Origin of the sequence: Dactylosporangium sp. CA-139114 (assembly GCF_050955725.1) — a bacterium.
Taxonomy (GTDB): Bacteria; Actinomycetota; Actinomycetes; order Mycobacteriales; family Micromonosporaceae; genus Dactylosporangium.
Genome location: NZ_CP192080.1, coordinates 3732563 through 3758212, shown reverse-complemented (window position 1 = coordinate 3758212; position 25650 = coordinate 3732563). Strand labels below are relative to the sequence as shown.

At 72.7% G+C, this 25650-nt stretch carries 22 protein-coding genes and 7 tRNA genes; 16 read left to right on the top strand and 13 right to left on the bottom strand.

Annotation, left to right across the window (positions count from 1 at the left end; all coding sequences use genetic code 11):
* Window positions 1-9 precede the first annotated feature (9 nt).
* On the bottom strand, window positions 10-1338 hold the full coding sequence (locus ACQP2P_RS17105) for an ABC transporter substrate-binding protein (RefSeq protein ID WP_433617194.1): 1329 nt from the start codon (window positions 1336-1338) through the stop codon (window positions 10-12).
* Window positions 1339-1631: 293 nt separating this feature from the next.
* On the opposite strand from ACQP2P_RS17105, the gene ACQP2P_RS17100 reads away from it, so the two are divergent.
* Entirely contained in the window at window positions 1632-2396 is a 765-nt protein-coding gene (locus ACQP2P_RS17100) for a C40 family peptidase (RefSeq protein ID WP_433617192.1), read from the top strand.
* 137 nt (window positions 2397-2533) lie between these two features.
* Here the strand turns inward: ACQP2P_RS17100 and ACQP2P_RS17095 are convergent, their stop codons facing one another.
* On the bottom strand, window positions 2534-3190 hold the full coding sequence (locus ACQP2P_RS17095; protein WP_433617190.1) for a hypothetical protein: 657 nt from the start codon (window positions 3188-3190) through the stop codon (window positions 2534-2536).
* Between the two features lie 193 nt (window positions 3191-3383).
* Between ACQP2P_RS17095 and ACQP2P_RS17090 the strand changes: the two genes are divergently transcribed.
* Window positions 3384-3875 (top strand): LURP-one-related/scramblase family protein, encoded by a 492-nt coding sequence (locus tag ACQP2P_RS17090; RefSeq protein WP_433617188.1) that lies wholly within the window; start codon window positions 3384-3386, stop codon window positions 3873-3875.
* 21 nt (window positions 3876-3896) lie between these two features.
* On the opposite strand, the gene ACQP2P_RS17085 is transcribed toward ACQP2P_RS17090, so the two are convergent.
* A complete protein-coding gene (locus ACQP2P_RS17085; RefSeq protein ID WP_433617187.1) occupies window positions 3897-4466 on the bottom strand; it encodes a TetR/AcrR family transcriptional regulator in 570 nt (189 codons plus the stop codon).
* A 98-nt stretch (window positions 4467-4564) separates the two neighbouring features.
* Here ACQP2P_RS17085 and ACQP2P_RS17080 point away from each other — a divergent pair, with 98 nt between their 5' ends.
* The gene (locus ACQP2P_RS17080) at window positions 4565-5497 is read left to right on the top strand and encodes an SDR family NAD(P)-dependent oxidoreductase (RefSeq protein WP_433617185.1); all 933 of its coding nucleotides are present in this window, start codon (window positions 4565-4567) and stop codon (window positions 5495-5497) included.
* Complete coding sequence (locus tag ACQP2P_RS17075) at window positions 5494-6426, top strand: SDR family NAD(P)-dependent oxidoreductase (protein ID WP_433617183.1); 933 nt, start codon at window positions 5494-5496, stop codon at window positions 6424-6426. Before ACQP2P_RS17080 ends, ACQP2P_RS17075 begins: the two co-directional genes overlap by 4 nt.
* Here ACQP2P_RS17075 and ACQP2P_RS17070 read toward each other — a convergent pair.
* Together ACQP2P_RS17070 and ACQP2P_RS17065 are read right to left on the bottom strand one after the other, a co-directional pair.
* Entirely contained in the window at window positions 6411-8015 is a 1605-nt protein-coding gene (locus ACQP2P_RS17070) for an LLM class flavin-dependent oxidoreductase (RefSeq protein WP_433617181.1), read from the bottom strand. The genes ACQP2P_RS17075 and ACQP2P_RS17070 overlap by 16 nt on opposite strands.
* A gap of 25 nt (window positions 8016-8040) precedes the next feature.
* A complete protein-coding gene (locus tag ACQP2P_RS17065) occupies window positions 8041-8562 on the bottom strand; it encodes an HAD domain-containing protein (RefSeq protein WP_433617179.1) in 522 nt (173 codons plus the stop codon).
* 462 nt (window positions 8563-9024) lie between these two features.
* Here ACQP2P_RS17065 and ACQP2P_RS17060 point away from each other — a divergent pair.
* From ACQP2P_RS17060 to ACQP2P_RS17030, 7 genes are all read left to right on the top strand, one after another.
* Window positions 9025-9096 (top strand) — tRNA-Ala (locus ACQP2P_RS17060).
* Window positions 9097-9101: 5 nt separating this feature from the next.
* Window positions 9102-9173 (top strand) — tRNA-Asp (locus ACQP2P_RS17055).
* A 13-nt stretch (window positions 9174-9186) separates the two neighbouring features.
* Window positions 9187-9259, top strand: a tRNA-Leu gene (locus ACQP2P_RS17050).
* Window positions 9260-9323: 64 nt separating this feature from the next.
* Window positions 9324-9423, top strand: a tRNA-Asn gene (locus ACQP2P_RS17045).
* A gap of 55 nt (window positions 9424-9478) precedes the next feature.
* A tRNA-Tyr gene (locus ACQP2P_RS17040) sits at window positions 9479-9560 on the top strand.
* Window positions 9561-9566: 6 nt separating this feature from the next.
* Window positions 9567-9639: transfer RNA gene (locus ACQP2P_RS17035), tRNA-Arg, on the top strand.
* Between the two features lie 5 nt (window positions 9640-9644).
* A tRNA-Cys gene (locus ACQP2P_RS17030) sits at window positions 9645-9718 on the top strand.
* A gap of 184 nt (window positions 9719-9902) precedes the next feature.
* Here the strand turns inward: ACQP2P_RS17030 and ACQP2P_RS17025 are convergent.
* On the bottom strand, window positions 9903-10475 hold the full coding sequence (locus ACQP2P_RS17025) for a histidine phosphatase family protein (RefSeq protein WP_433617177.1): 573 nt from the start codon (window positions 10473-10475) through the stop codon (window positions 9903-9905).
* Between the two features lie 97 nt (window positions 10476-10572).
* Here ACQP2P_RS17025 and ACQP2P_RS17020 point away from each other — a divergent pair, with 97 nt between their 5' ends.
* Complete coding sequence (locus tag ACQP2P_RS17020) at window positions 10573-11262, top strand: HAD family hydrolase (RefSeq protein WP_433617175.1); 690 nt, start codon at window positions 10573-10575, stop codon at window positions 11260-11262.
* On the opposite strand, the gene ACQP2P_RS17015 is transcribed toward ACQP2P_RS17020, so the two are convergent.
* Genes ACQP2P_RS17015 through ACQP2P_RS17005 form a run of 3 tightly spaced genes read right to left on the bottom strand, consistent with a single transcriptional unit; the run spans window position 11243 to window position 13967 of the window.
* Window positions 11243-11689, bottom strand: a complete 447-nt coding sequence (locus tag ACQP2P_RS17015; protein ID WP_433617174.1) for an Lrp/AsnC family transcriptional regulator — start codon at window positions 11687-11689, stop codon at window positions 11243-11245. The two genes, ACQP2P_RS17020 and ACQP2P_RS17015, sit on opposite strands and share 20 nt — an antisense overlap.
* 29 nt (window positions 11690-11718) lie before the next feature.
* A complete protein-coding gene (locus ACQP2P_RS17010) occupies window positions 11719-12867 on the bottom strand; it encodes an acyl-CoA dehydrogenase family protein (protein WP_433617172.1) in 1149 nt (382 codons plus the stop codon).
* A complete protein-coding gene (locus tag ACQP2P_RS17005; RefSeq protein WP_433617170.1) occupies window positions 12864-13967 on the bottom strand; it encodes a M24 family metallopeptidase in 1104 nt (367 codons plus the stop codon). The genes ACQP2P_RS17010 and ACQP2P_RS17005 overlap by 4 nt, the downstream gene beginning before the upstream one ends.
* A 158-nt stretch (window positions 13968-14125) precedes the next feature.
* Between ACQP2P_RS17005 and ACQP2P_RS17000 the strand changes: the two genes are divergently transcribed.
* The gene (locus ACQP2P_RS17000) at window positions 14126-15073 is read left to right on the top strand and encodes an anti-sigma factor RsbA family regulatory protein (RefSeq protein WP_433617169.1); all 948 of its coding nucleotides are present in this window, start codon (window positions 14126-14128) and stop codon (window positions 15071-15073) included.
* Between the two features lie 10 nt (window positions 15074-15083).
* A complete protein-coding gene (locus ACQP2P_RS16995; protein ID WP_433617167.1) occupies window positions 15084-15992 on the top strand; it encodes a 5'-3' exonuclease in 909 nt (302 codons plus the stop codon).
* A gap of 4 nt (window positions 15993-15996) precedes the next feature.
* On the opposite strand, the gene ACQP2P_RS16990 is transcribed toward ACQP2P_RS16995, so the two are convergent.
* From ACQP2P_RS16990 to ACQP2P_RS16980, 3 genes are all read right to left on the bottom strand, one after another.
* Window positions 15997-18474 carry a glycogen/starch/alpha-glucan phosphorylase gene (locus ACQP2P_RS16990; RefSeq protein WP_433617165.1) on the bottom strand — a complete coding sequence of 826 codons (2478 nt, stop codon included), beginning with the start codon at window positions 18472-18474 and terminating at the stop codon, window positions 15997-15999.
* A gap of 588 nt (window positions 18475-19062) precedes the next feature.
* On the bottom strand, window positions 19063-19989 hold the full coding sequence (locus tag ACQP2P_RS16985) for an MHYT domain-containing protein (RefSeq protein WP_433617163.1): 927 nt from the start codon (window positions 19987-19989) through the stop codon (window positions 19063-19065).
* A 111-nt stretch (window positions 19990-20100) separates the two neighbouring features.
* A complete protein-coding gene (locus ACQP2P_RS16980; RefSeq protein ID WP_433617162.1) occupies window positions 20101-22866 on the bottom strand; it encodes a DEAD/DEAH box helicase in 2766 nt (921 codons plus the stop codon).
* Between the two features lie 143 nt (window positions 22867-23009).
* On the opposite strand from ACQP2P_RS16980, the gene ACQP2P_RS16975 reads away from it, so the two are divergent.
* Both ACQP2P_RS16975 and ACQP2P_RS16970 read left to right on the top strand, forming a co-directional pair.
* Entirely contained in the window at window positions 23010-23717 is a 708-nt protein-coding gene (locus ACQP2P_RS16975) for an HAD family hydrolase (RefSeq protein ID WP_433617161.1), read from the top strand.
* Between the two features lie 137 nt (window positions 23718-23854).
* Window positions 23855-24229, top strand: a complete 375-nt coding sequence (locus ACQP2P_RS16970) for an Hsp20 family protein (RefSeq protein WP_433617159.1) — start codon at window positions 23855-23857, stop codon at window positions 24227-24229.
* Between the two features lie 4 nt (window positions 24230-24233).
* Here ACQP2P_RS16970 and ACQP2P_RS16965 read toward each other — a convergent pair whose 3' ends face one another.
* On the bottom strand, window positions 24234-25127 hold the full coding sequence (locus ACQP2P_RS16965; RefSeq protein WP_433617157.1) for a diacylglycerol kinase: 894 nt from the start codon (window positions 25125-25127) through the stop codon (window positions 24234-24236).
* Window positions 25128-25650 lie beyond the last annotated feature (523 nt).

Sequence of the window (25650 nt, the reverse complement as noted above, 5' to 3'; positions counted from 1 at the left end):
GGCCACGGATCAAGCCGGCCAGCTGGTCTCGATGCGGTGCAGGACGGTAGCGGTGTCGGCCCCCTTGATCCAGTCGGTCATGCCGGACCAGAAGGTGCCGGCCCCCACGGCGGCGGGCATCTGGTCGGAGCCGTCGAAGCGGAACGTGACCCCGGGGTCGGTGAGCAGGCCGGCGGAGAGCTTCTCGATCGGGTTGGCCAGCACGTTCTTGTCCAGGCCCGTGTTGGGGCCCACGACGCCGCCGGTCCGGGCGCGGCTGTCGGCGAAGGCGGGGGTGGCGAGGTACGCGGCGACCGCCTGGACCTCGGCGCGGTCGGCGAACGCGGCGGCGAAGTCGCCGGCGCCGAGCACGGGCCGGCCGGCGGCGGGGTCGACCGGCGGCAGGTAGAAGGCGTAGAGGTCGCCGTCCTCGGCGACGGTGGCGTTGGCCGGCCACCAGTTCATGTAGAACGACGCCTGGCGGTGCAGGGCGCACTGGCGCTGCAGGATCGGCAGGCCGCCCTCCTGGTAGGCGGTGCCGGCGATGGACTCGACGCCGCCGAAGCCGCCGTTGACGTAGCGGGGGTTGCGCAGGATCGTCCCGACGCGCTCGAGCGCCTCGACGACCCGCGGGTCGTCGAACGGGATGCGGTGCTCGACCCACTGGTCGTAGACGGCGGGGCCGGCGGTGCGCAGGAGGGTGTCCTCGAGCCAGTCGGTGATGGGCCAGCCGGTCGCGCCGCCGGACTCGATGCCGGCGCACCAGGGCTTGACGCCGGTGGCGGCGATGCGGTCGCTGAGGGCGATCAGCTCGGCCCAGGTCTGCGGGACGGTGTAGCCGTGCTCGGCGAAGTACTTCGGGGAGTACCACACGAGTGATTTCACGTTGCCGTCCAGCGGGGCGCCGTAGAGCACGCCGTCGACGACGCCGTAGCGCTTCCAGTCGGCGGGGTAGTAGCGCTCGACGTCGGCGGCGACGTCCTTGCCGGCGGGCTTGAGCCGGCCGGTGCGCGCCATGGCGGCCAGCAGGCCCGGCTGCGGGAAGATCGCGAGGTCGGGCACGCGGCCGGCGGCGACCTCGGCCGGCAGGGTGGCCTCGAAGTCGGCCCGGCCGGTGTAGTCGATGGTGATGCCGGTGCAGGACTGGAACGCCTCCCAGGCCTGCGCGAGCTTGTCGGCCTCGACGCCGCGGATCGAGGAGCTGATGGTGACGGTGGTGCCCTCGTGGCCCCGGTACCCGGCGAAGGGCGCGCAGGCGGCTTCGGCGGACGGGCTCCCGGCGTCGGTGCCGGCGCACGCGGCGAGCAGCGCCACGGTCGCGGTGATCGCGGTGGCGCGCAGTACCCCGGCACAACCCATGAAAGCAGCATAAGCGCCGAAATGCCGCTAAACGGGCGGCCGAAGAAGGTGCAACCGAGACGCCCGAACAGCCGAAAAAGGTTGTCCGGTCGGTACGGACATACCGGCTGATACCCGCCCAACAGTGGGTGAGATAGGTGGTGAGGAATGTCACGAGCAGGCCACAGCGCGTGGCATCCGGCCTAGCGTCGCCAACGGCCCCGCTTGGGGCGACATATCGAAATCATCCGCTTTGCCCGGTACTTCGGGTCAGCGCCGCCCACACGGGGCGCTCCCACCCGAGACACGCGAGAGTGCACCGGGCCGTCCCTGGAGCCGACCTGAACGCACATCAGCCGCTGCACCGCATCGCAGCGGGCACCGCAGCCCTTGCCCTTTCCGCCGTCTGGCTCGGCCCCTCCGCCGCCGCGGCCCAACCACCGAATCCGGCATCGACGCAGACGAAGGCATCCGAGACGGTCCTGACCGGCTCCCCCGCCCCGACGCTCGCCGAGCAGGAGGCCCTGCTCGCCGCCTACGAGCGCGTCGACCGCGCCCACCGCGACCACTACGTCACGCTCGCCGCCTCGGCGCGCGACGCGGCGGTCGCCCCGGCCCCGCCGCCCGCCCCGGCGCCGACCAGGACGACGCAGAAGCAGCCGTCGAAGACGACGAAGTCCACGTCCTCGTCGAAGACGACGAAGTCCACGTCGTCGAAGCAGACCACGACGTCGGTGGCGCCCCCGTCGGGGGCCGCGGGCACCGTGGTGAACTTCGCGCTCGCCCAGGTGGGCAAGCCCTACGTGTACGCCAAGGCGGGCCCGGACGCCTACGACTGCAGCGGTCTCGTGATGGCCGCCTACGCCCGGGTCGGCATCAAGCTGCCGCACCAGAGCGAGCAGATCGCGGCCCGCGGCCGTCAGGTGCCGTCCGGGCAGTGGATGCCGGGCGACGTCATCCACACGTCCGGGCACGTCGCCATCTACATCGGCAACGGCAAGATGGTCGAGGCGGCCAACCCGTCGGCGGGCATCCGGGTCGCCCCGGTGCGCGGCGGCACGGCGTACCGCTTCCTGTAGAGCATCGGCCCCGGTGGGCGTTTCCCCTCAGGAGGGCGCCCACCCGGGCCGATCGGCCACACGGCGGCCTTCGCGGCGCTGTACGAGGTCGCGTGCGGGTAGGTCACCCACTCGATCGGGCTTGATCGGACCCTGACTCAGTCCAGGCCGCAGGAGGTCGAGTCGGTCACCGGGGTGACCTCGATGTCGTAGTGGCCGGGCGTGAAGCGGGCCGACATCGTGACGGCCGTGCAGTTGAGGCGGGAGTCGCTCCTCGTCGTCAGCGCGCGGCTGATCCACGCCAGGACGGGCTGGGTGTAGGGGGCGTTCGCCGGCACGGCCGATCCGGCGCAGCTGTACAGCCGCTGCAGAGCGTCGCTGCCGAACTCGGCGCCCGGGTCCGCCGAGAGGTCGCAGCCGACCTCGTAGAGCGCGTTGCCATCGTGCGAGACGCGGGCGAAGAGCTTGCCGCCGGGGACCCCGACCGGCATGAACTCGGTCGCCGTGCGCTCGACCGTGCCGTCGTCGAGCAGGCTGATGCCGCTGGCCTCGAGCCAGCGCTCCAGCGTGACCGGCAGCGTCCGGCCCGGCACGCAGGTGAGCTTGACGCCGTCGGGGCAGGTGGCGGCCGGGGTGGGGCGGGCCGGGGCGGCCTCGGCGGACTCACGCGCGGCGACGGACTCGCGGGCTGAGCGCAGGTCCAGTCCGATGTAGACGGCGGCACCGATGAGGATCAGCAGGGCGAAGGCGACGGAGACGATGAGGATCGTCCAGGACTGTTTCGGCGGAGCGGGCGGTTGCTCATCGACGGTCACGCGGGTCTTGATACCACGCCGCGCGCGATCGTGGGGGGCAGCGCCCGCAGGCGCAGGAGCGCACCCTGGACGCGCTCGCCCGGACGCTGGACGCGCTCGGCGGCGGCACCGTCCCGACCTGCGCGGCGTCCTCGTGCCGGCGCGCAGGCCGGCGAACCGGGCGGGAGTGGCGCCGCGGGCCGACACTTGAGGCATGTATGTCATCAAGGAGCGCTTCTTCGACATCGGCGACGACTTCGACGTCACCGACGACCACGGGCGCAAGGTGCTGCACGTCGACGGCAAGGTGCTGAGCCTGCGCGACCGGCTCGTCGTCGAGGACCCTGCCGGCAACGAGGTCGCCTCCGTGCATCGCAAGCTCATCGCGCTGCGCCCGACGTACCAGATCGAGATCGGCGGCGAGGAGGCCGCCGAGGTGCGCAAGAAGCTCTTCACGCCGTTGCGCGAGAAGTTCACCATCGACGTGCCCGGGCCGGACGACCTGACCATGGCCGGGAACCTCTTCGACCACGAGTTCACGGTGGAGCGCGGCGGCCGCGAGGTGGCCCAGGTCTCCAAGCGCTGGCTGACGATCCGCGACAGCTACGCGGTGAACATCGCCGACGGCGAGAACCACCTGCTCATCCTGTGCGCCGTGCTCGCCCTGGAGCTGGCGATCCAGCGCGAGAAGGACGACAACGGCTGATCGCGGCGCACGGCCCGCGGCCTACCGGGCGAACCGGAGGCCGTCCATCAGCAGGTCCAGGACCCGGCCGCCCTGGGCCCGGCGCTGCGGCTCCGACACCCACAGGGAGACGGAGCTGAGCGCCACCAGCACGTCGTAAGGGTCGACGTCCTGCCGCAGGCCCGAGCCGGCGCCTGCGGCCAGGAGTTCCGCCAGCGCCGACTCCATGCGGGCCCGGCTCTGCGCGAAGGGCTGCCCGCCCGCGGCGATGACCGTGCGCAGGGCCTCCGCCAGGCCGCGCTTGGTCGCCGAGTAGTCGATGAAGGCATCCATCCAGGCCCGCAGCGCGGCGTCGGGGGCCAGGTCCGCCAGCAGGCGCGGGGCGGACTCGCAGAGGCGGGTGAGCTCCGCGCGGTACACCTCCTCGATCAGCGCCTCCCGGGTCGGGAAATGGCGGTAGAGGGTGCCGATGCCGACGCCGGCGTCGCGGGCCACGCGCTCCAGGGTCACCTCGTCGCTCGGCTCGTTCGCGAAGGCCCGCAGGGCGGCCTCGAGCAGGCGGTCGCGGTTGCGCTGGGCATCGGCCCGCAGGGGACGGGCGGGGTGCGTCACGTCACACTCCAGAGGCGAGTCAATCGGAGGCACCTCCGGTTATGGTTTGGAACATCTGGAGGCTCCTCCGCTTGAGATGGTACCGACAGGAGCGGAACATGACCATCAGCACACCGTTCGCCTGGGACTCGACCGCGTCCCAGGTGCTCGCCGACGTCGACCTGAGCGGGCGCCGCGCGGTCGTCACCGGCGGCGCGTCGGGGATCGGCGTCGAGACCGCCCGAGCGCTGGCCGCCGCCGGCGCCGAGGTGACCCTCGCCGTGCGCGACACCGCCGCGGGCGAGCGCACCGCCGAGGACATCACCGCGACCACGGGCAACAAGCGGCTGTTCGTGGCGCCGCTCGACCTGGCCGACCAGGCGTCGGTGCGGGCGTTCGCCGGGGCGTGGGACGGGCCCCTGCACATCCTCGTCAACAACGCCGGCGTCATGGCCCGGCCGCTGGGCCGCTCCCCCGAGGGCTGGGAGCTGCAGTTCGCCACCAACCATCTCGGGCACTTCGCGCTCACCACCGGGCTGCTGCCGGCGCTGCGGGCCGCGCACGGCGCCCGGGTCGTGTCGGTCTCCTCCAGCGCGCACCTCTTCTCGGCGGTGGTGTTCGACGACATCCACTTCGAGCGGCGCGAGTACGAGCCGTGGCTCGCCTACGGGCAGTCGAAGACCGCGAACGTCCTCTTCGCCGTCGAGGCGACCCGGCGCTGGTCCGGGGAGGGGATCCTCGTCAACGCGCTGCACCCCGGCTCCATCCGGACGAACCTGCAGCGCTACGTCGACCCCGCCGAGCTGCAGCGCATGCGCGAGCAGACCGGCGGCGCCGCGCCGCGCTTCAAGTCCGTCGAGCAGGGTGCCGCGACGTCGGTCCTGCTCGCCGCGTCGCCGCTGCTGGAGGGGGTCGGCGGGAGGTACTTCGAGGACTGCGCCGAGGCCGGTCCCCACCAGCCGGGCACCCGCACGGGTGTCGCGGCGCACGCGCTCGACCCGCAGGCCGCCCAGCGCCTGTGGGACGTCAGCGTCCAGGAGGTCCAGCGATGAGCGGCTTCGGATTCGAGTCCACGGCGGCCGAGGTCCTCGCGGGCGTCGATCTGAACGGCCGGCGCGCGATCGTCACCGGCGGGGCGTCGGGGATCGGCATCGAGACCGCCCGCGCCCTGGCCGGGGCCGGGGCCGAGGTCACCCTCGCGGTGCGCGACACCGCCGCGGGCGAGGCGACCGCCGCCGACCTCATCGCGTCGACCGGCAACAAGGCAGTACACGTGGCGCCGCTGGATCTGGCCGACCAGGCGTCGGTGCGGGCGTTCGCCGAGGCGTGGGACGGTCCCCTGCACATCCTCGTGAACAACGCGGGCGTGATGGCCTCGCCGCCGGGCCGCACCGCGGAGGGCTGGGAGCTGCAGTTCGCGACCAACCACCTCGGGCACTTCGCGCTCGCCGCCCGCCTGCTGCCGGCGCTGCGGGCCGCGGGCGGGGCGCGCGTGGTCGCGGTCAGCTCGGCCGCGCACCTGCGCTCCCCCGTGGTGTTCGACGACATCCACTTCGAGCGCCGCGAGTACGACCCGTGGCTCGCCTACGGGCAGTCGAAGACGGCGAACGTGCTCTTCGCCGTCGAGGCCGACCGGCGCTGGGCCGGCGACGGGATTCGGGTCAACGCCCTGAGCCCCGGCGGCATCCGCACCAACCTGCAGCGCCACGTCGACGTGGACGAGCTGGTCCGGACCGCGACGGCGGCCAACGGCGGGGTGCCGATCCGCTGGAAGACCCCGCAGCAGGGCGCGGCGACCTCGGCGCTGCTGGCCGCGTCCCCGGCCGTGGACGGCGTCGGCGGAGGGTACTACGAGGACTGCCGCGAGGCCGAGCCCAACCGGCCGGGCACGCGCACCGGGGTCGCCGCCTACGCGCTGGACCCCGAGGCCGCCGCCCGGCTCTGGGACATCTCGGCCGCCGCGACTCACATCACCTGGTAGCGGCTCAGCGGCTCGACCAGGGAGCGCTCCTCGTAGGACAGGTGCGACAGGAGCGTGTCGGTGAGCAGGTCGACCGCGGCGCGGACCTCGGCGATGCCCTCCGGCCGCGCGACCATCGCCACCAGCGCCGCGTCGACCCGCTCGAGGACCTCGGCGATCACGTGGTGCTCCGCCTCGAGGCGGTCGACGACCGGCACGAGCCGGGGGTCGGCCGCCCGCAGGCGCGGGAACAGGCTCATGTCCTCGATCGTGTGGTGGGTGGTGACCACGCGGCAGTAGCTCTCGCAGTACGTGCCGAGGGTCCAGTTGTTCTGCCGCATGGCCATCGTGTTGATCATCGAGCGGGCCCGGCCGAGGTCGAGGGCGCCCGCCGCGACCTGCTCCACGAGGTCGCGCACCTGGGCCAGCTCCTGCCGCAGGTGGTCGTGCACGTCGATGAGGTGCTGGCCCGACGCGCGCTGGCGCGCGCTGTAGCGCACGGTGAGGTCACTCTCGGGGCCCTCCGGGCGCTCGGACTCGTCCCACAGCCGCTCGCTCGACAGCCGGGTCCCGTCGTCCGCCGTGGGGGTCGCGAGGGTCTCGTTGTACGCGCGCACCGGCGCGGCTCCCGGCGGCGCGACCTCGATGACCTCCATGACCTCGTCGGCCGCGGCCGCCGCGGCGCCCTCGGCCGCCTCGGGTGCGCGATTCGCGCCCGGGCGGGCGCGCTCGGCGGTGACCAGCTCCCGGACCGCCGGCGCCACCTCCATGGCGAAACGCTCCAGGTCCTCGTCGCCGCCGGCCTGCACCATGAGGATGAACGCGCTCATGCCCTCGGTGACCGCGAGCTCGGCGAGCTGCTCGACCCAGACCTTCGGCGGGCCCTGCAGGAACTCGCGGCCGTCGCCGCGGAAGGTGCCGGCGATGTTGTAGAGGCGGCGCACGTCCTGCGGCTGCCGGCCCGCGGCCTGCGCGGCCTCGTCGATGCGCCGGTTGGACTCGGCGAGCCGCTCCGGCGGCACGTACGGCGAGCTGGGCAGCCACCCGTCGGCGAGCCGGCCGGTGAGGGCGAGCGCGCGCGGCTTGATCGCGCCGACCCAGATGCCGATGTCGTGCGCCGCGCCGGGGCCGGGGTGCGCGCCCCGCAGCCGGTAGTACTCCCCGTCGACCCGGGCCGAGCGCTCCTCGCTCCACAGCGCCCGGATGACCGCGATGCCCTCCTCGAGCGCCCGCAGCGCCTGGCCGGGGGTGCGCCGCTCGACGCCCATCCCCTCGATCGCGTCCCAGAACGCGCCCGCGCCGAGGCCGAGCTCGACCCGGCCGCCGGTGAGCAGGTCCAGGCTGGCCGCGGCCCGGGCGAGCACCGCGGGCGGGCGCAGCGGCAGGTTGGCGACGTTGGGGAACACCGTGATCCGCTCGGTGTGCGCGGCGATCACCGACAGCTGGGTCCAGGAATCCAGGAAGCGGCCCTGGTACGGGTGGTCCTGCAGGCTCGTCAGGTCCAGCCCGAGCTCCTCGGTGCGCACCGCGAGCCGCAGCGCCTCGACGGCGTTGGCGGCCTCGGCGGGCAGGAAGGTCCCGAAGCGCAGATCGTGGCCATAGTCGGTCATGCAGATAATATGTCACACAGATGGTTCACGATCCAAGCGGAGTGGTGCAGAACGCTTCGATCGCGTCGAGGTGCACCGGCTGCAGCCCGCGCCGCGGGTCCGGCCGGATGAGCAGGGCCCGGCCGTCCCGCACCAGCTCGTCGCGCAGCGGGCCGGGCCCGGGCACCTCCACGTCGTCGGTCCACACCAGCCGGCGCCCCTCGCGCAGCACCGTGCGGGCCGCGGCGAGCTTCGCCACCGAGAAGTCGGGCACCTCCCCGAACGCCCGATCCAGGCCCGGCAGCTTGAAGAGGCGCTCGATCTCGCCCGGCCACGCGCACCACGTCGAGCACCAGCGCACCTCGGCCACGCCGTCGCGGTGCAGCCGGCGGATGCGCTGCACGAGCGCGGGCGCCCAGCGCAGCCGCCACTCGGTGCCGAGCGCGTGCGCGCGGCCATGGAACGGCGCCGCGCCCCAGCCCGGGCGCTTCACGTTGATGACGCCGTCGACGTCGAGCAGCCACACCGGCGGCGGCTCGCTCCACCGCTCGTCGCTCAGGTCCGGCATGAGGGGAAGGTACCGCCTCCCGGCCCCCGCACCAATGGGCCGATTCGGGCAACGGCTCGATAAATGCATTGTGCGGGCGGCCCGCAATGCGTACGGTATTCATCAGCACCGAGACGAAGAAACGGGAAGAAGGAGGAAGCCATGCAGCGGCGCCGCGAGCTCGAAGCCAAGCGCGCCATCGGCGACCTTGCCCTTCCGGTCGCCGGTTATGCCTGTATGACCAGCGATGACGCCTCGGGCCGGTGGAGCGGCTAGCAGCCCGCTAGCGACGCCTCCGCCGCCCTCCCCACCGGGGACCGGGCGGCTTTTTCGTCCCCTCACTCCACCATGCACGACGACTCGTGAATGGGCGTCCGAACGCGCCCCGGTGCATTCGTGCAATTGACAAGTACACAGTGGAATGGCACACGCATGGTGGTTTCTTGTGTGCCGCGTGGCGGGCTGCCCCGCCGGCGGCGCCATGGGCTTGTGGCGCAGCGGTAGCGCATCGGTCCGGCAGACCGAGGGTCAGCGGTTCGAATCCGCTCAGGTCCACTCATGCCGTCGTAGCTCAGTGGAAGAGCAAGGCCCTGTCGAGGCCGAGGTCGCCGGTTCGAACCCGGTCGACGGCGCGCTGGTGTGCATGCCCTCGTAGCCCAACGGCAGAGGCACGACGTTGAGGACGTCGACGGTGCGCGTTCGAATCGCGCCGGGGGCACTTCGCGTGTGTGTGACGCGGGTAGGGCCGGGGCGTGGATTCGAGTCCCCGTCCGCGCCTCGACGCGCCGCCGGCTCAACGGGTAGAGCAGCCGACCAACGGCAGGGCAGACGGCTGTTCACCGTCCAGGTCCCGGTTCGAATCCGGGCATCGCAGCCGCACCACCCTGTCCGACGGGACCGGCCGCGTCAACGGGGGCCGGCCGGTCCCGTCCCTCACGCGGGCGCGCCGACGCTGGAGAGTCGGGGCTGGCTGTAACCCAGCTGCTGTTGCTGAGGGGGTTCGAATCCCTTCGCCCGCACGCCTTGCCTTCGTAGCTCAGCGGAGAGAGCGCCAGGTTCCGAACCTGAAGGCCGCTGGTTCGAGTCCAGCCGGAGGCACGCACGGCCATATGCCCGAGTTGGTCCAAGGGGCTCGACTGCAAATCGAGACATGCCGGTTCGAATCCGGCTGTGGCCTCGACACCACCCCGCGTGTTGCCATCCACTGTGGACTGTTCACCGCAGGCGGAGCGTTGGCCGCTCGGCCGCCCCTCATAAGGGCGGAGTGCCCGGATCGACACCGGGGCCTGCGACGGTGGTTGCCGGCGCCGAGCGGATATGTCCGAACGCTCCGCATCCGGACATATCCAGGCGCGGCTGGGTCAGGCCGGCGGGGCGTTCCACAGGCGCAGGGACGGGGCGTCGTGCTCGTGGCCGAGCACCGAGATCGTCGCCGTGCCGAGGCTCAGGTGAGCGCCGAACGTCACGGGCTGCTCCAGCCACCGCGCCGCCAGCGCGCGCGACGCGTGGCCGTGGCTCACCACCGCCACGTCGCCCAGGACCAGCATCGGGCGGAGCTTGGCGATGAAGCGGTCGATCCGGATCGTCACCTGCTCCGGGGACTCGCCCCCCGGGCAGCCGTCGCGCCACAGGTCCCAGTCCGGCGACTCGGCGCGGATCTCGGCCGACGTGCGGCCCTCGCAGGTGCCGTAGTCCCACTCCGCGATGTCGTTGTCGATCTCGGTGACGACCAGGCCGGCCAGCTCGGCGGTGCGGCGGGCCCGGCGGCGCGGGCTGCTGATGACGGCCACGAAGGCGCGGTTGGCCAGCGCGCGGGCCAGGGACCGGGCGCCGTCCTCGCCCGCGGCCGTGAGATCCAGGTCCGTCGTCGAGGTGTGCCTGCCGGCGGCGCTCCACTCGGTCTGCCCGTGCCGTATGACCACGATCTCGCCCATGCGCACATTGTGCCGGTTGCGGCCGCGCCGTGCTCGCGAACCCGCGCGACCGCGGCCCACGTGGGCGATCGGCGGGCGGCGCACTACGCTGCAGCGCGTGGACGGGGTACTGGTGCTCTGGGATGTGGACCACACGCTGGTCGACGTGGACGGGCTGGGGCGGGAGGCCTACAACCTGGCCTTCAAGCGGCGGTTCGGGGTCGCGCCCGCGCATCAGCCGCCGATGGCCGGGCGGACTGACCTGGCGATCGCCAAGGACATGCTGCGCCTGAACGCGGTACCGGTGACCGTGGGGAACCTCGAGGACCTGCGCGCGGGGGCCGAGACGGCGATGGACGAGCTCGCGCACCTGCTGCCGGTGCGGGCGCGGGCGCTGCCGGGGGCGGCCGAGGCCGTGGCCGAGGTCCGCACGCGCACGGTGCAGTCGCTGCTGACCGGCAACGTGCGGCACATCGCCGAGGTGAAGCTGGCGCCGTTCGGGCTGGCCGAGCACCTGGACCTCGAGGCGGGGGCGTACGGGTGGAGCCACGACGTGCGCGCGGAGCTGGTGGGGATCGCGCGGCACAACGCGCACAGCCGCAACGGGCGGCACTTCGACCGGGTGGTGCTCGTCGGCGACACGCCCGAGGACGTGGTCGCCGCGCTGACCAGCGGCGTCGGCGTGGTGGCGGTGGCGACGGGGCGGTACACGCGCGGCGAGCTGGAGACCGCCGGAGCCCACGAGGCCCTCGACGACCTGGCCGACCTGGACCGGGTCCTCGACGCGATCATGCGTGCCGCGCGCTAGGGCGGTGCTCGTAGGGCGTCGACAGCACGACGGTCGTGCGGGTCGTGACGTTGGCGGCGGAGCGGATCTCCTGCAGCAGCCGCTCCAGGGCGAGCGGGTTCTCCACGCGCACGAGCAGCAGGTAGAAGTCCTCGCCGGCCACGGAGTAGCAGCTCTCGATCTGCGGCAGCTTGGCCAGCCGGTCGGGGGCGTCGTCGGGCTGGGACGGGTCGAGCGGCCGGATCGCGACGAAGGCGGTCAGCGAGAGGCCGAGCGCGTCGTGGTCGACCTTCGCGGTGTACCCCTTGATGACGCCGCGCTGCTCCAGCCGCCGCACCCGCTGGTGCACGGCCGACACCGACAGCCCGACCCGCTCGGCCAGGTCGGTGTAGGACAGGCGGCCGTCGACGGCGAGGGCCGCGACGATCGCGCGATCGGTCTCTTCCACGTGCGAACCCTAACCTGCCGGGCAAGCGGTTACAGCGATCGGGAGATCACCACCCGCTGGATCTGGTTGGTGCCCTCGAAGATCTGCAGGACCTTGGCCTCGCGCATGTACCGCTCGACGGGGTGGTCCGACACGTAACCGGCGCCGCCGAGCACCTGGACCGCGTCGGTGGTGACCCGCATCGCGGTGTCGGTGCAGAACAGCTTGGCCTTGGCCGCCTCGGCGGTGTGCGGGAGCCCGGCGTCGCGCAGGCGGGCGGCGGCAAGGTACAGCGCCCGGGCGGCGGCGATCTGCGTCGCCATGTCGGCGAGCATGAACCCGACGCCCTGGAACTCGGCGACCGGCCGGCCGAACTGCTCGCGCTCGCGGGCGTAGGCGGCGGCGTAGTCCAGCGCGGCCTGGGCGAGCCCGACGGCGCAGGCGGCGATGCCGAGCCGGCCGCCGTCCAGCGCGCTCAGCGCGATGCGGAAGCCGCCGCCCTCCTCGCCGATGAGCCGGTCGGCGGGCACGACGGCGCCGTCGAAGACGAGCTGGGCGACGGTCGAGGAGCGCAGGCCCATGGTCTTCTCGGGCGCCTGGGCCTCGACGCCCGCCGTGGCGCCGTCGACGAGCAGGCAGGAGATGCCGGCCGAGCGCCCGTCGGTCTGCGGGCCGCCGGTGCGCACGAAGACGTTGTAGAAGTCGGCCTGGCCGGCGTGGGTGATCCAGGCCTTGGTGCCGCGCACGGTCCAGCCGTCCGGCCCGGCCGTGGCCCGGGTCTTGAGCGCGGCGGCGTCGGAGCCGCTGTGCGGTTCGGAGAGGCAGTAGGCGCCGAGCTGCTCGCCGCCGAGCATGTCGGGCAGCAGCTGCTTGCGCTGCTCGTCGGAGCCGAAGGCGGCGAGGGGGTAGCAGGCGAGGGTGTGCACGGAGACGCCCTCGGCCACGGCCAGCCAGCGGGCCGCGAGCTCCTCGAGGACCTGCAGGTAGAGCTCGTAGGGCACCCCGGCCCCGCCGACCTCCTCGGGGTAGGGCAGCCCGAGCAGCCCGGCCCGGCCGAGGACCTTGAACAGCTCGCGGGGGAAGCGGCGCTCGGCCTCGAACTCCTCGACGCGCGGCGCCAGCTCGCCGTCGGCGATCTCCCGGACGAGCCCGATGAGCGCCGCGCCCTCATCCGACAGGAACGGCCGTTGCACAGTCACAGGATCACCAGCTCCGTGCCGATGGTGTTGAGCCGCTCGACGCCGTCCTCGGTGCACACGACGATGTCCTCGATCCGCGCGCCGTGACGCCCGGCGAGGTAGATGCCGGGCTCGATCGAGAACGCCATGCCGGGCTCGAGCGGGGTCTCGTTGCCGGCCACGATGTAGGGGTCCTCGTGCCCGTCCAGGCCGATGCCGTGGCCGGTGCGGTGCAGGAACGCGTCGCCGAAGCCGGCCTCGGCGATGTGCCGGCGGGCCGCGGCGTCGACGGACTCGGCGGTGACGCCGGGGCGCACGGCCGCGACCGCGGCGCGCTGGGCCTCGTGCAGCACGGCGTAGTAGGCGGCGAAGTCCGCGGGCGGCTCGCCGACGCAGTAGACGCGGGTGGAGTCGGAGCAGTAGCCGTCGGGCATCGCCCCGCCGATGTCCACGACGACCGGCTCGCCCGCGCGGATCACCCGGTCGGAGACCCCGTGGTGCGGGCTGGCCCCGTTGGGCCCGGCGGCGACGATGGTGAACTCGACGGTGGCGTGCCCGGCCTCGCGGATGGCGGCCGCGATGTCCGCGGCGACCTCGGCCTCGGTGCGCCCGGGCCGCAGCCACTCCCCCATCCGCCCGTGCACCGCGTCGATGGCCCGCCCGGCCCGGCGCAGCGCCTCGACCTCGGCCGGGGTCTTGCGCAGGCGCAGGCCGCGCAGGACGGCGCCGGCGAGGGCCTGGTCCGCGTCGGGCAGCGCGTCGCGCAGGGCCAGGACCTGCTCGGCCCACATGCGGTTGCCGAGCCCGACGGTCTTGGCGCGGTCGCCGAGGAGGTCTCGCACGATGTGGTACGGGTCGCTGCCGTCCTCGTGATCCACGAGCCGCACGCCGACGGACTCGGCCGGGGACGCCTCGGCCGCGGGGCGCTCCAGGCGCGGGACGATGAGCACCGCGTCCCCGTCGGCGGGCAGGACGAGTAGGGTGAGGCGCTCCAAGGCGTGCGCGTCGTAGCCGGTCAGGTAGCGAAGGTCCGCGCTCGGGCCGATCAGCAGGGCGTCGAGCCCGGCCTCGGCCGTGGCGCGCCGGGCGGCGGCCAGCCGGTCGGGGGAATACAGCTCCACACGCACAGCTTAACGTTCGTTTGGTTTCTGTGTGACCCGTGGGACTCCGGGCGGCAGGGCGATCCCGGCGGACAGGGTGATTGATCTACGAAGGTGGCGTAGTCTGAGCGCGAAGCTTGAGTAAGGGCCCGACCTCCAGAGACGAGCCGCGCATCTCCATGAGCCGCCCAAGCGCGCCGACGCCCGGCGAACGGGTCGCCGACCCGTTCGTGCACGAGGCGTTGCTCTACGAGGGCGTCGTGGGCTTCCTCGACGGCACCATGAAGTTCATCTACGAGGGGTTCTCCCTCGACGAGCCGACGATCGTCGCCGCCACGCCCACCAACGTCAAGCTCCTGCGGGAGCGGCTGGGCGCGTTCGCCGAGGGCGTCGAGTTCCTCGACATGACCGAGGCCGGGCGCAACCCGGGCCGCATCATCCCCTGGGTGCTGTGCCGGTTCATGGACCAGCACCCCGGCCGCCGGGTGCGCATCGTCGCGCAGACGGTGTGGCCCGAGCGCACCGCCGAGGAGTACCCCGCCTGCCTGCAGCACGAGGCGATGGTCAACGTGGCACTGTCCGGCCGCGACGTGACGCTGCTGTGCCCGTACGACCTCGCCCGCCTCGACCAGAAGCGCATCGACGACGCCCATCGCACGCACCCGGTCATGGTCGACGACAACGGCCGCTACCCGTCGGGCACCTACGACCCCTACGGCGCCGTCGACGCCGGCAACGTGCCGCTCTCCGAGCCCCCGGCCGGCGCGACGACGATGCGCTTCGAGCTCGAGAGCCTGGTCGACGTGCGCCGCCGGGTGGCCGAGGCGGGGCTGGACGCCGAGCTGGTGGCGGATCGGATCGTGGACCTGCAGAGCGCCGTCAACGAGCTCGCCACCAACAGCATCCAGCACGGCGGCGGCTCCGGCACCCTGCGCACCTGGTACGACGAGCGCCGCGTGGTCTGCGAGGTCCGCGACTTCGGCCACCTCACCGACCCGATGATCGGCCGCCTGCGCCCCCCGCACGGCCGCGGCCGGGGGCTGGTGATGGTGCACTTCCTGGCCGACCTGGTGCAGCGACACACCAGCACGACCGGGACCACCACCCGGATCCACGTTCTGCGCTAGCCTCCCCAGGGTGGACCGCCCTCTGCTGCTGATCGACTCGGCCAGTCTCTACTTCCGCGCGTTCTTCGGCGTGCCCGAGGCCGCCGCGAAGGCCCCGGACGGCACCCCGGTCAACGCCGTGCGCGGGTTCCTCGACATGCTCTCCACGCTCATCAAGGGCCGCCGCCCCGACCGGATGGTGTGCTGCCTCGACGAGAGCTGGCGCCCGGCCTGGCGGGTCGCGCTGCTGCCCTCCTACAAGGCGCACCGGCTCACCCCGGCCGGCGGCGAGGAGGTGCCGGACGCGCTGTCGGCCCAGGTGCCGATCATCCTCGAGTTCCTGGCCGCGCTCGGCATCACCGCCGTGGGCGCGCCGGACTTCGAGGCCGACGACGTCATCGGCACGCTCGCCCACCGCGAGCCCGGCCCGGTCGAGGTGGCCACCGGCGACCGGGACCTGTTCCAGATCATCGACGACGACAAGCCGGTGCGGGTGCTGTACTGCGGGCGCGGCGTCGCCAAGCTCGAGGTGCTCGACGACGCCGGGGTGCACGGCAAGTACGGGGTGCCGGCGGCCGGCTACGCGGACCTCGCGGCCCTGCGCGGCGATCCGAGCGACGGGCTGCCCGGGGTCACCGGCGTCGGCGAGAAGACCGCGGCCCGGCTCGTGGATCGCTACGGCAGCCTCGAGGGCATCCTCGCGGCGCTGGACGACCCGGGCTCGGGCTTCGCGCCGGGGCTGCGGGCGAAGATCGAGGCCGGCCGGGAGTACCTCGCGAGCGCGAAGGACGTCGTGGCGGTCTCGCGCGCGGTGCCGCTGCCGCCGCTTGCGACCAAGCTGCCCTTGGCGCCGGCCGACCCCGACGGGCTCATCGCCCTGGCCGAGCGCTGGGGCCTGGCCGGTGCCACCAAGCGGATCGTGGACGCCCTATCAGCTTGACCCGTCAGCCTGAGACGCGCACCGGCTCCACGCGCCAGATCCGGTCGCAGTAGTCACGCACGGTCCGGTCGGAGGAGAAGAACCCGCACCGGGCCGCGTTGAGCACCGACATGCGGGCCCAGCCGTCCTGGTCCCGCCATGCCCGCTCGACCTGCTCCTGGCTGTCGAGGTAGCTGCGGTAGTCGGCCAAGGCCAGATACTCGTCGCGGCCGAGCATCGCGTCGACGACCGGCGCGAAGAGGGACCGGTCGCCCTTGGCGAAGGTGCCGCCGGCGATCAGGTCGATGGCCGCGCGCAGGTCGGGGTCGGTCTCGTAGTACGCCCGCGGGTTGTAGTCCCGGCGCAGCTCGGCCGCGTGGGCGGCGTCGAGGCCGAAGAGGAAGAAGTTCTCGGCCCCGACCCGGTCCCGGATCTCGATGTTCGCGCCGTCGAGGGTGCCGACGGTGACGGCGCCGTTGAGCGCGAGCTTCATGTTGCCCGTGCCCGACGCCTCCTTGCCGGCCAGCGAGATCTGCTCGGACAGGTCGGCGGCCGGGATGATGACCTGGGCCTTGGTCACGTTGTAGTCCGGCTGGAGCACGACCTTGAGGTGGCGCGACACCGCCGGGTCGGTGTTGACCGCCTCCGCGACCGCGTTGACGAGCCTGATCAGCAGCTTCATGGAGTGGTACCCCGGGGCGGCCTTCCCGCCGAAGAGCACGGTGCGCGGCACGACGTCCAGGCCCGGGTCGTCCCGCAGCCGGTTGAACAGCGTGATGACGTGCAGCAGCTTCAGATGCTGGCGTTTGTACTCGTGGAAGCGCTTGATCATCACATCGCACAGCGCGTCCGGGTCGAGGATCACCCCGGTCGACTTCTCCACCAGCGCCGCGAGGCCGACCTTGTTCGCGCGCTTCACGCCCCGCCAGCGCTCCAGGAACGCCGGGTCGTCGGCGGCCGGCACCAGGCCCTCGAACCGGTCGAGATCGGTGATCCAGCGCTCGTCGCCGAGCCGCTCGGTCACCAGCTCCGACAGCCGCGGGTTGGCCAGGCGCACGAACCGGCGCGGGGTGACCCCGTTGGTGACGTTGTGGAACTTCTGCGGCCACAGCTCGGCGAAGTCGCGCAGCGTCGTCTCGGTGAGCAGCTTCGTGTGCAGCTCGGCGACGCCGTTGACCGCCGCGGAGGCGACGACCGCCAGGTGCGCCATCCGCACCCGCTTCTCCGGCTCCTCCTGGATGATCGAGAGCCGGCGCATGCGGTCGCGGTCGCCCGGGTACGTCGCCTCGACCTCCTGCAGGAAGAAGTAGTTGATCGCGTAGATGATCTCCATGTGCCGGGGCAGCAGCCGCTCCAGCACCGCCACCGGCCAGGTCTCCAGGGCCTCGGGCAGCAGCGTGTGGCAGGTGTAGTTGAAGGTGCGCCGGGTGATCGACCACGCCAGGTCCCAGTCCAGCTCCTGCTCGTCGACGAGCAGCCGCATGAGCTCGGTGACGGCCATGACCGGGTGGGTGTCGTTGAGCTGGATGACGACCTTGGCCGGGAACGCGTCCCAGCCGGAGTTGCGCAGGCGGTACCGGCGGATGATGTCGCGCAGCGAGCACGCGACGAGGAAGTACTGCTGCTTCAGACGCAGTTCGCGGCCCTGCTCCGTGCTGTCGTCGGGGTAGAGCACCTTGGAGATGTTCTCCGCGCGCGTGATGTCCTCGACGGCCTCCTTGTACTGCCCGGCGCCGAACCGCGACAGGTCGAACGACTCGCGGCTGGCCCGCGCCTGCCACAGCCGCACGATGTTGACGGTCTGCGTGCCGTAGCCGGGCACCAGCATGTGGCTGGGCTCGCCGCGCACGGTCTCGGCGGGCGTCCACTGCCGCCGCAGCCCGCTCGGGTCGTCCAGCGCGGGCGCGGTGGTGCCGTAGAACCCGACCCGCTGCCGGTCGTCGGGGGCGGAGAACTCCCACGGGTTGCCGTAGAACGTCCAGTCGTCGGGCCGCTCGACCTGGGCGCCGTCGCGGAAGCCCTGCTTGAAGATGCCGAACTCGTAGCGGATGCCGTAGCCGACCGCCGGGATGTCCAGGGTCGCCATCGAGTCGAGCAGGCACGCGGCGAGCCGCCCCAGCCCGCCGTTGCCCAGCCCCGGCTCCACGTCGTAGCTCTCGAGATCCTCGAGGCTCGTGCCGAGCCTCTTCGCGATCTCGCGCGCGAACCGCTCGGTGCCGGTGTAGAGCAGGTTCTGCCGCAGCTGCTTGCCGAGCAGGTACTCGGCGGAGAGGTAGTACACGAACCGCGGGTTGGCCGCGTAGTGCGCGGCGGCGGTCTTCGCGTACCGCTCGATCAGCCGGTCCCGCACGGTGAGCGCGAGCGTGTGGTACCCGTCGGCGCCACTGGCCGACTCGAGGGTGGTGCCACGCCGGTAGTACAGGTTGCTGATGAGATCCCGCTCGAACTCCTCGAGCGTGCTGCCGACGGAGCGCAGGTCGGGGCGGGGCCGGGCATCGGTCACTGTCCTAGTATCCGCTTTCGGCCGGTCGGCTCGCGGGAGTTCACGGTCCCGCCCACGGGCTGCCCGGCAGGTTCGCCATCGTCAGGCGATATGTCAGACGCTTCGCGATCCGACATATCGGACTTTTCGCCCGACAGGCGACATGTCGGCATTCAACGACGTGGGCCGGCGCTACGAGACGGCCCTCGGCCGGGAACGGCGACAGCACGGCCGCCCGGGGCGGCACCGCCGTCGCCAGGGGCGGCGACCGGACCACGGCGCGACGCCGTCGCCGTCGCCGGAGCGGGGCGGCGGCTGGGGCGCGGTGGCGGCGGCTGGGGCGCGGTGCTGCGCCCCCATCGGGGCGGCGACTGGCGCGCGACACAACGCCATCACCACAGGGCGGCACGGGGCGAGGACTGGGGCGCGGCGCACGATTTCCGCAGCACATCGCAGCTCGCCGCCGCACTCCGCGTAGGCCGGGCCGCCGGCCGTAGGACCGCAGCGGGAAATGGACACGCAGAATCGTTCTTCCTTGTCCGATAAATCGGACACCCGCGGTTTATCCAGCGACGAACAGCGATGCGAAATCCAGACAACAATGCACGCTCAGCGGCCGCGCCGGCGACGGGCGTCCGCGACGCCGTTGGCCGCCCGCGCCGCGAAACCCTGCCCCGGCGCCTTGCCGCCCGGCGCCGGGGCCGCGCTCGCGCCGGAGCCGGTGGCGCCGCCGCCGAAGATCGGGCCGGCCCCCTCGCGCATCGCGCGGCCGGCGGCGATCTTGTCGCGCACGGCGGCCGCCTCGGCCTGCTCGCGCTCCGAGGGGACGGCCATCACGGCGCTGGCCAGCGCGACGACCACGACCAGGACGAAGAGCACGATCGGGGCCAGGAACCAGTTGACGTCGACGCCCGGCACGTTGTCGGTGCTGTGCGTGAGGTGGACCCGCATGGCGTACATGCCGGTGTAGTGCATGCTGCAGACCGCCACGCCCATCACGGCCGCCGCGGCGACGGTCGCGAGCATGCCGCGCACGGCGATCGTGAACCACAGGGCCACGGTCGCGGCGACGATCGCGATCGCGTAGGAGGCGACGAACAGGCTCGTCCGGTACTCGAAGCTGCCGTTGATGTGCATCGCCTTCATGCCCGTGTAGTGCATGAACGCGACCGAGACGCCGGTGATCGGGCCGCCGACGAGCACCTTCCACAGCTTCGGCCGGCCCAGACCGACGATGAACAGCCCGATGCCGACGGTGATGACCGCGATGAAGAAGCTCGCGATCGTGATCGGCACGTCGAAGCGCAGCGGGCTGTCCTGCACGCTGAAGCCGACCATCGCCATGAAGTGCATGACCCAGATGCCGGTGCCGCCGATCGACCACGCGGCGAGCACCAGCAGCCAGGCGCGGCGTCTGCCCGTGGCGATCCGGGCCCGCGCGGTGCTCACCAGGCCCAGCAGGGAGCCCAGGAATGACATGGCGAAGGCAAAGATCGGCGTGATGGCGCCGTACGTGAAATGGTGCAATTGACCCATGATGTCCTCCGCCCAAGAGACGCGCGCAGATATGCACCGCGAACCGGCGAGAGCAGCATTGCGGATCCGAGCGATTTTTGCGAATACACCTCACGTGCGAAAACCGGAAAACTATCCCATTACGCTATAGGCAAGCACGCCGCGGGTGACGGCCGTCATCGCCTGCCGTGCCGTACGCCGGACCGTCTCCGGCGCCCCGGAGGCGTCGGTGAGCTGCCCGAGCAGATCCAGCACCTGCCGTGACCAGCGTACGAAGTCGCCGGCCGGCATATCGCCCTCCAGCCCGTGCACGCTGCCGAGCACCTTGGTGAGGGATTCGCCGCGGGCCCAGCGGTACATCGGCCACGCGAACCCGAGATCCAGCTCCCGGGTCAGCTGCAGGCCCCGCGAGTCCTCGTCGTCGCGCAGGTCGGCCCAGAGCTTCAGGGTCGCGTCGATGGCGTCGGTGACCTCGCCCCGCGGTACCGATGCCCGGTCTTCCGCCTCTCGGCGGGCCTCGTAGACGAGCACGCTGACCGCGGCGGCCAGCTCGGCCGGACCGAGCTTGTCCCACACCCCGCGGCGCAGGCACTCGGCGACGAGCAGGTCGGTCTCCGACCAGATGCGGGCCAGCATGCGCCCGGCGTCGGTGACCCCGCCGGCCTCGGAGAGGTAGCCGCGGTCGGTGAGCAGCCCGCAGACCCGGTCGAAGGTGCGCGCCAGCGAGCCGGTGCGGGTGGCGACCTTGCCGCGCAGGCCCTCGGTGTCGCGCTCGAGGCGGTGACGGCGCTCGGCCCAGCGCGCGTGCTCCTCGCGCTCGGGGCACCGGTGGCAGGGGTGGCGGCGCAGCGACGCGCGCAGCGACTCCAGCTCGTGGTCCTCGGCCGCGGCGGCGTTGCGGGACCGGCCCGGCCGGCCGCGCTCCGGCGGGGCGAACTCGACCCGGCGCAGCTGGGAGGCGAGGTCGCGGCGGTCCTGGGCGGAGCGGTAGTTGAACTGCCGCGGCACCCGCACCCGGCCGAGCGGCTCGACGGGCTGGGTGAAGTCGGCGCCGGAGATGCGCCCGGCCCAGCGGTCCTCGGTGAGCACGAGCGGGCGCGGCTCGCCGAAGCCGCCGGTGCCCGGGTCGATGACGATCGCCAGGCCGGAGCGGCGCCCGGCGGGCACCCGGATCACGTCGCCGGAGCGCAGCCGCTCCAGCGACTCCAGCGCGGCCGCCCGGCGCTGCTGCACGCCCTGGCGCGCGATCGCCTTCTCCCGCTCGGCGATGGCCACGCGGATCGAGAAGTACTGCTCGAAGTCCCCGAGGTGGCAGGCCATCTCCCCGGCGTAGGTCGCCATGGTCTCGGTGTTGCGCTGCACCTGGCGGGCCAGGCCGACCACCGAGCGGTCGGCCTGGAACTGCGCGAAGGAGCTCTCCAGCAGCTCGCGCGCCTCCGCGAACCCGACGCTGCCGACGAGGTTGACGGCCATGTTGTACGACGGGCGGAAGCTCGACTTCAGCGGATACGTGCGCGTGGAGGCGAGCCCGGCGACATGGCGGGGATCGATCTCCGGCGCCCACACCACGACGGCGTGGCCCTCAACGTCGATGCCCCGGCGCCCGGCCCGGCCGGTGAGCTGCGTGTACTCCCCCGGCGTCAGGTCGACGTGCGCCTCGCCGTTGAACTTGACCAGCCGCTCGAGCACCACGCACCGGGCCGGCATGTTGATGCCCAGCGCCAGGGTCTCGGTGGCGAAGACGGCCTTGACCAGCCCGCGGACGAACAGCTCCTCGACGACCTCCTTGAACGCCGGCAGCATCCCGGCGTGGTGGGCGGCGAGCCCGCGCTCGAGGCCGTCGAGCCAGTCCCAGTACCCCAGGACCTGCAGATCCTCGCTCGGGATGTGCTTGGTGCGCTCCTCGACGATGGTGCGGATCTCGGCGCGCTCGTCCGGCCCGGTCAGGCGCAGCCCGGCGGCGAGGCACTGCTGCACGGCGGCGTCGCAGCCGGCCCGGCTGAAGATGAATAGGATCGCGGGCAGCAGCCCCTCGCGGTCGAGCCGCTCGACGATCTCCGGGCGGTAGGGGCCGGTCCAGCGGCCGCGTTTGCCGCGGCGCAGGTCGCCGCCGGCCAGTTCGACGCGGCGGAGCATCTCGCGGTGGTACCGCAGCAGCTCCGGATGCACGTCGTGCTTCTGCGCCGCCTCGGCGTCGTGGAACAGGTCGAACATCCGCTTGCCCACGAGCATGTGCTGCCAGAGCGGCACCGGCCGGTGCTCGCTGACGACCACGGACGTCTCGCCGCGCACGGTCACGAGCCAGTCGGCGAACTCCTCGGCGTTGGAGACGGTCGCGGACAGCGAGACGAGCGTGACGGACTCGGGCAGGTGGATGATCACCTCTTCCCACACCGCGCCGCGGAACCGGTCGGCGAGGTAGTGCACCTCGTCCATGACCACGTAGGAGAGGCCCTGCAGGGTCGCGGAGCCGGCGTAGAGCATGTTGCGCAGCACCTCGGTGGTCATGACCACCACGGGCGCGTCGCCGTTGATCGCGTTGTCGCCGGTGAGCAGGCCGACCCGCTCGGCGCCGTAGCGCTCGACGAGGTCGTTGTACTTCTGGTTGGACAGCGCCTTGATCGGCGTCGTGTAGAAGCACTTGCGCCCCTGCCGCAGGGCCAGGTGCACGGCGAACTCGCCGACGACCGTCTTGCCGGCGCCGGTGGGGGCGCACACCAGCACGCCCGTGCCACGCTCCAGCGCCGCGCACGCCTCGGCCTGGAAGGGGTCGAGGACGAACGACAGCTCCTCGGCGAACTCGGTGAGCGCCGGCTGCCGCGAGGCGCTCGCGGCTCGCTGCCGAGCGGCTGCATAGCGGTCGGCTGGGCTCGTTCCACTGTCCTCAGTACCGCTCACGCTGTCGCCTCCGCAAGCTCCGGCGACAGCGCAAGCCCCGCCCTGTGCCTCTGGTTCGCGGCCACTCCGCTTCGCTCCGTACCGCTCACGCTCCCAAGGCTAGGCGAAGCAAGCCCGGATCCGCTCCTAGGTATCGTGCTGGCGTGCCGGAAAGCGACGAGTTACCCACTTCCCGACGGCCGATCGAGGCGGTGCTGCTGGACTTCCACGGGACACTTGCGCAGGTCGAGGACGCGGTTCGGTGGGTGACCAAGGCCGCCGAGAGCCTCGGCAACACCATCGATCGCGGCAAGGCGACCGTGCTCGCCGACCGGCTCACCACCGCCGGGCGGGCCGGCGGCCCCAAGCCGCAGCGGGTGCCCGCGCACCTCGCCGAGGTGTGGGCGGATCGCGACCTCTCCGCGCACGCGCACCGGGCCTGCTTCACGGGCCTGGCCGCGACCGTCGACGAGGAGCTGGCGACGCCGCTGTACGACCGGCTGCTGCTCGCCGACGGCTGGGAGCTCTACGCCGACACCGTGCCGACCCTGCGGGCCCTGCGCGCGGCCGGGGTGCCCGTCGCGGTGGTCAGCAACATCGGCTTCGACCTGCGCGAGCTCGCCGCCGAGCTGGGCTTCGCCGACCTGGTGGACGCGTTCGTGCTCTCCTACGAGGTCGGGCGGGTCAAGCCGGACCCGGCCATCTTCTGGAACGCGTGCGCCGCCCTGCGCGTCGACCCCGAGCGGGCGCTGATGGTCGGCGACACCCCGGCGGACGCGGGCGCCGCGGCGGCCGGCTGCTCGGTGCTGGTCCTCCCGGAGAGTGAACCGGGCAAGGTGCACGGACTGGGAGGAATCCTGCGGCTGCTGTAGGGGGCCGGTCCGGGGTGGCGATTGAATTCCGGCCGCGCCGGGAAACAGTGTCGCAACACCGCCTCTGAGCTTGTCGCGATGGTGTTCGGCGACGACAGTGCAGGCAACGACACGAATTCTTTCTGCGGAGGTACGTCATGCCGTTGAACCGCTGGGACCCCACGAGCGCCCTCGCCCGCCTCGAGCAGGACATGGGCGACGCCGCACAGCACGCCCACGCCGCGTCGGTGCGCACCGCGACCGACGGTGACGATCTCGTCATCACGGTCGAGGGCATCGACCCGTCGAACGTCGACGTCCAGGTCGCCGGCGGGCGCCTGACGATCAAGGGCGCGGGCGGCAGCAGTACCGCGGAGAGCCACGACGCCGGCGGCGCGCACTTCTCGTCGTCCTCGTCCAGCTCGTCCTCGTTCTCCCGGAGCTTCTCGGTGCCGCAGGACGTCGAGCAGTCGGACGTGTCCACCGAGCCCTCGGGCAACGGCGTCAAGGTGCGCATCCGCAACGCCGCCTGAGCGCTCAGGCCAGCAGCGTGAGCGCTCCTGGTACACACGACATGGTCACGGGGAGTGGACAGATCCGCTCCCCGTCGGCGTATGCGGTGATCCCCGCCCCGTCGAGCCTGACCTCCTTGGCCCGGTGCGTGCTGACCCGGCGGTCGCGCACGTGCGTGCCCTTGAGCACCTTCGGCCGCAGCCGCATGAGCGTGAGCCGCCCGAGCGGCTCGGCGACGACGACGTCGAGCAGCCCGTCGGTGGGGTCGGCCCCGGGCGCGATGCGGAAGCCGCCGCCGTAGGACTCGGTGTTGCCGACCGCGACCAGCACGGAGTCGAAGACGGTTTCCGCGCCGTCGAGGCTCATCGTGTACCGCCTGGGCCGCAGCGCCACCAGCTCCTCGACGATCGCCCGGTTGTACCGCTGCGGCCCCTTCGGCCACCGCATGCGATTGGCGCGCTCGTTGACGAACGCGTCGAACCCGGCCGCGAGCACCGCCCCGAACCAGGCCCGCGTCCCGTCGTCGCCCTCCAGCCACACCAGGTCGATCGCGCGCCTCCGATCGCCGCGCAGCGCGTCGGCCACGTTCGCGGCGGCCTCGAGCGGATCGCCCGGCAGCCCCAGCCGCACCGCGAAGTCGTTGCCGGTGCCGGCCGGGACGATCCCGAACGGCGTACCGGTCCCGGCCACGGCCTGCAGCCCGAGGTGGACGGTCCCGTCGCCCCCCATGGCCACGAGCGCGTCACACCGCCCCTCGGCAACGACCCGGCGAGCCTGCTCCTTCGCCTCGGCGGCCGCGCTCGCGCCGAGGACCTCGACACTCGCCCCGTGCGCGCCCAGCCGCTCCAGCACCGCGGGAAGCAACGCCGCCCGGCGACCCTTGCCGGCGGTGGGGTTGACGAGCAGCGCGATGTTCACGGGCGAGACTGTAAACGTTCAACGACCCACCCGCGATCAACCGCCACGCCACTTCTCGCCGCACCGCTTCCTTGCCGCTCCCCGCATCAACCTCACCGCACCGCTCCCTTGCCGCCCCCGCATCCACTCGCCGCACCGCTCCCTTGCTGGCCCCCCATCGACCTCGCCGCACCGCCGCGCTTCCGTCCGCTTCGACTCGACTGCGCCGCTCCTTGAGGCCGCCCACGCCACTGCATCCCCCGGGCCGCACCGCCGCACACCGCCACCCGCGTCGCCACGTCGCCACCCGCCTCGACCTCGCAGGCCGCCGGAGCTCCTGGCTCGGGGCGACCGACCTGCCCTTCCGCACCTTGGACTTCAGCCGCTTCGCCTCCCGCCAGCGCGGCCACGCCCTGCCCCGCACCCCCGCACAGCGCGGCCACGTCCTCCCCCGCGCCGTCGCACAGCGCGGCCCCCCTCCGCCGAACCCCGCAAGCGCGGCCACGCCTTCCCCGCGCCCGGGCGCGCCGAGGCCACGCCTTCC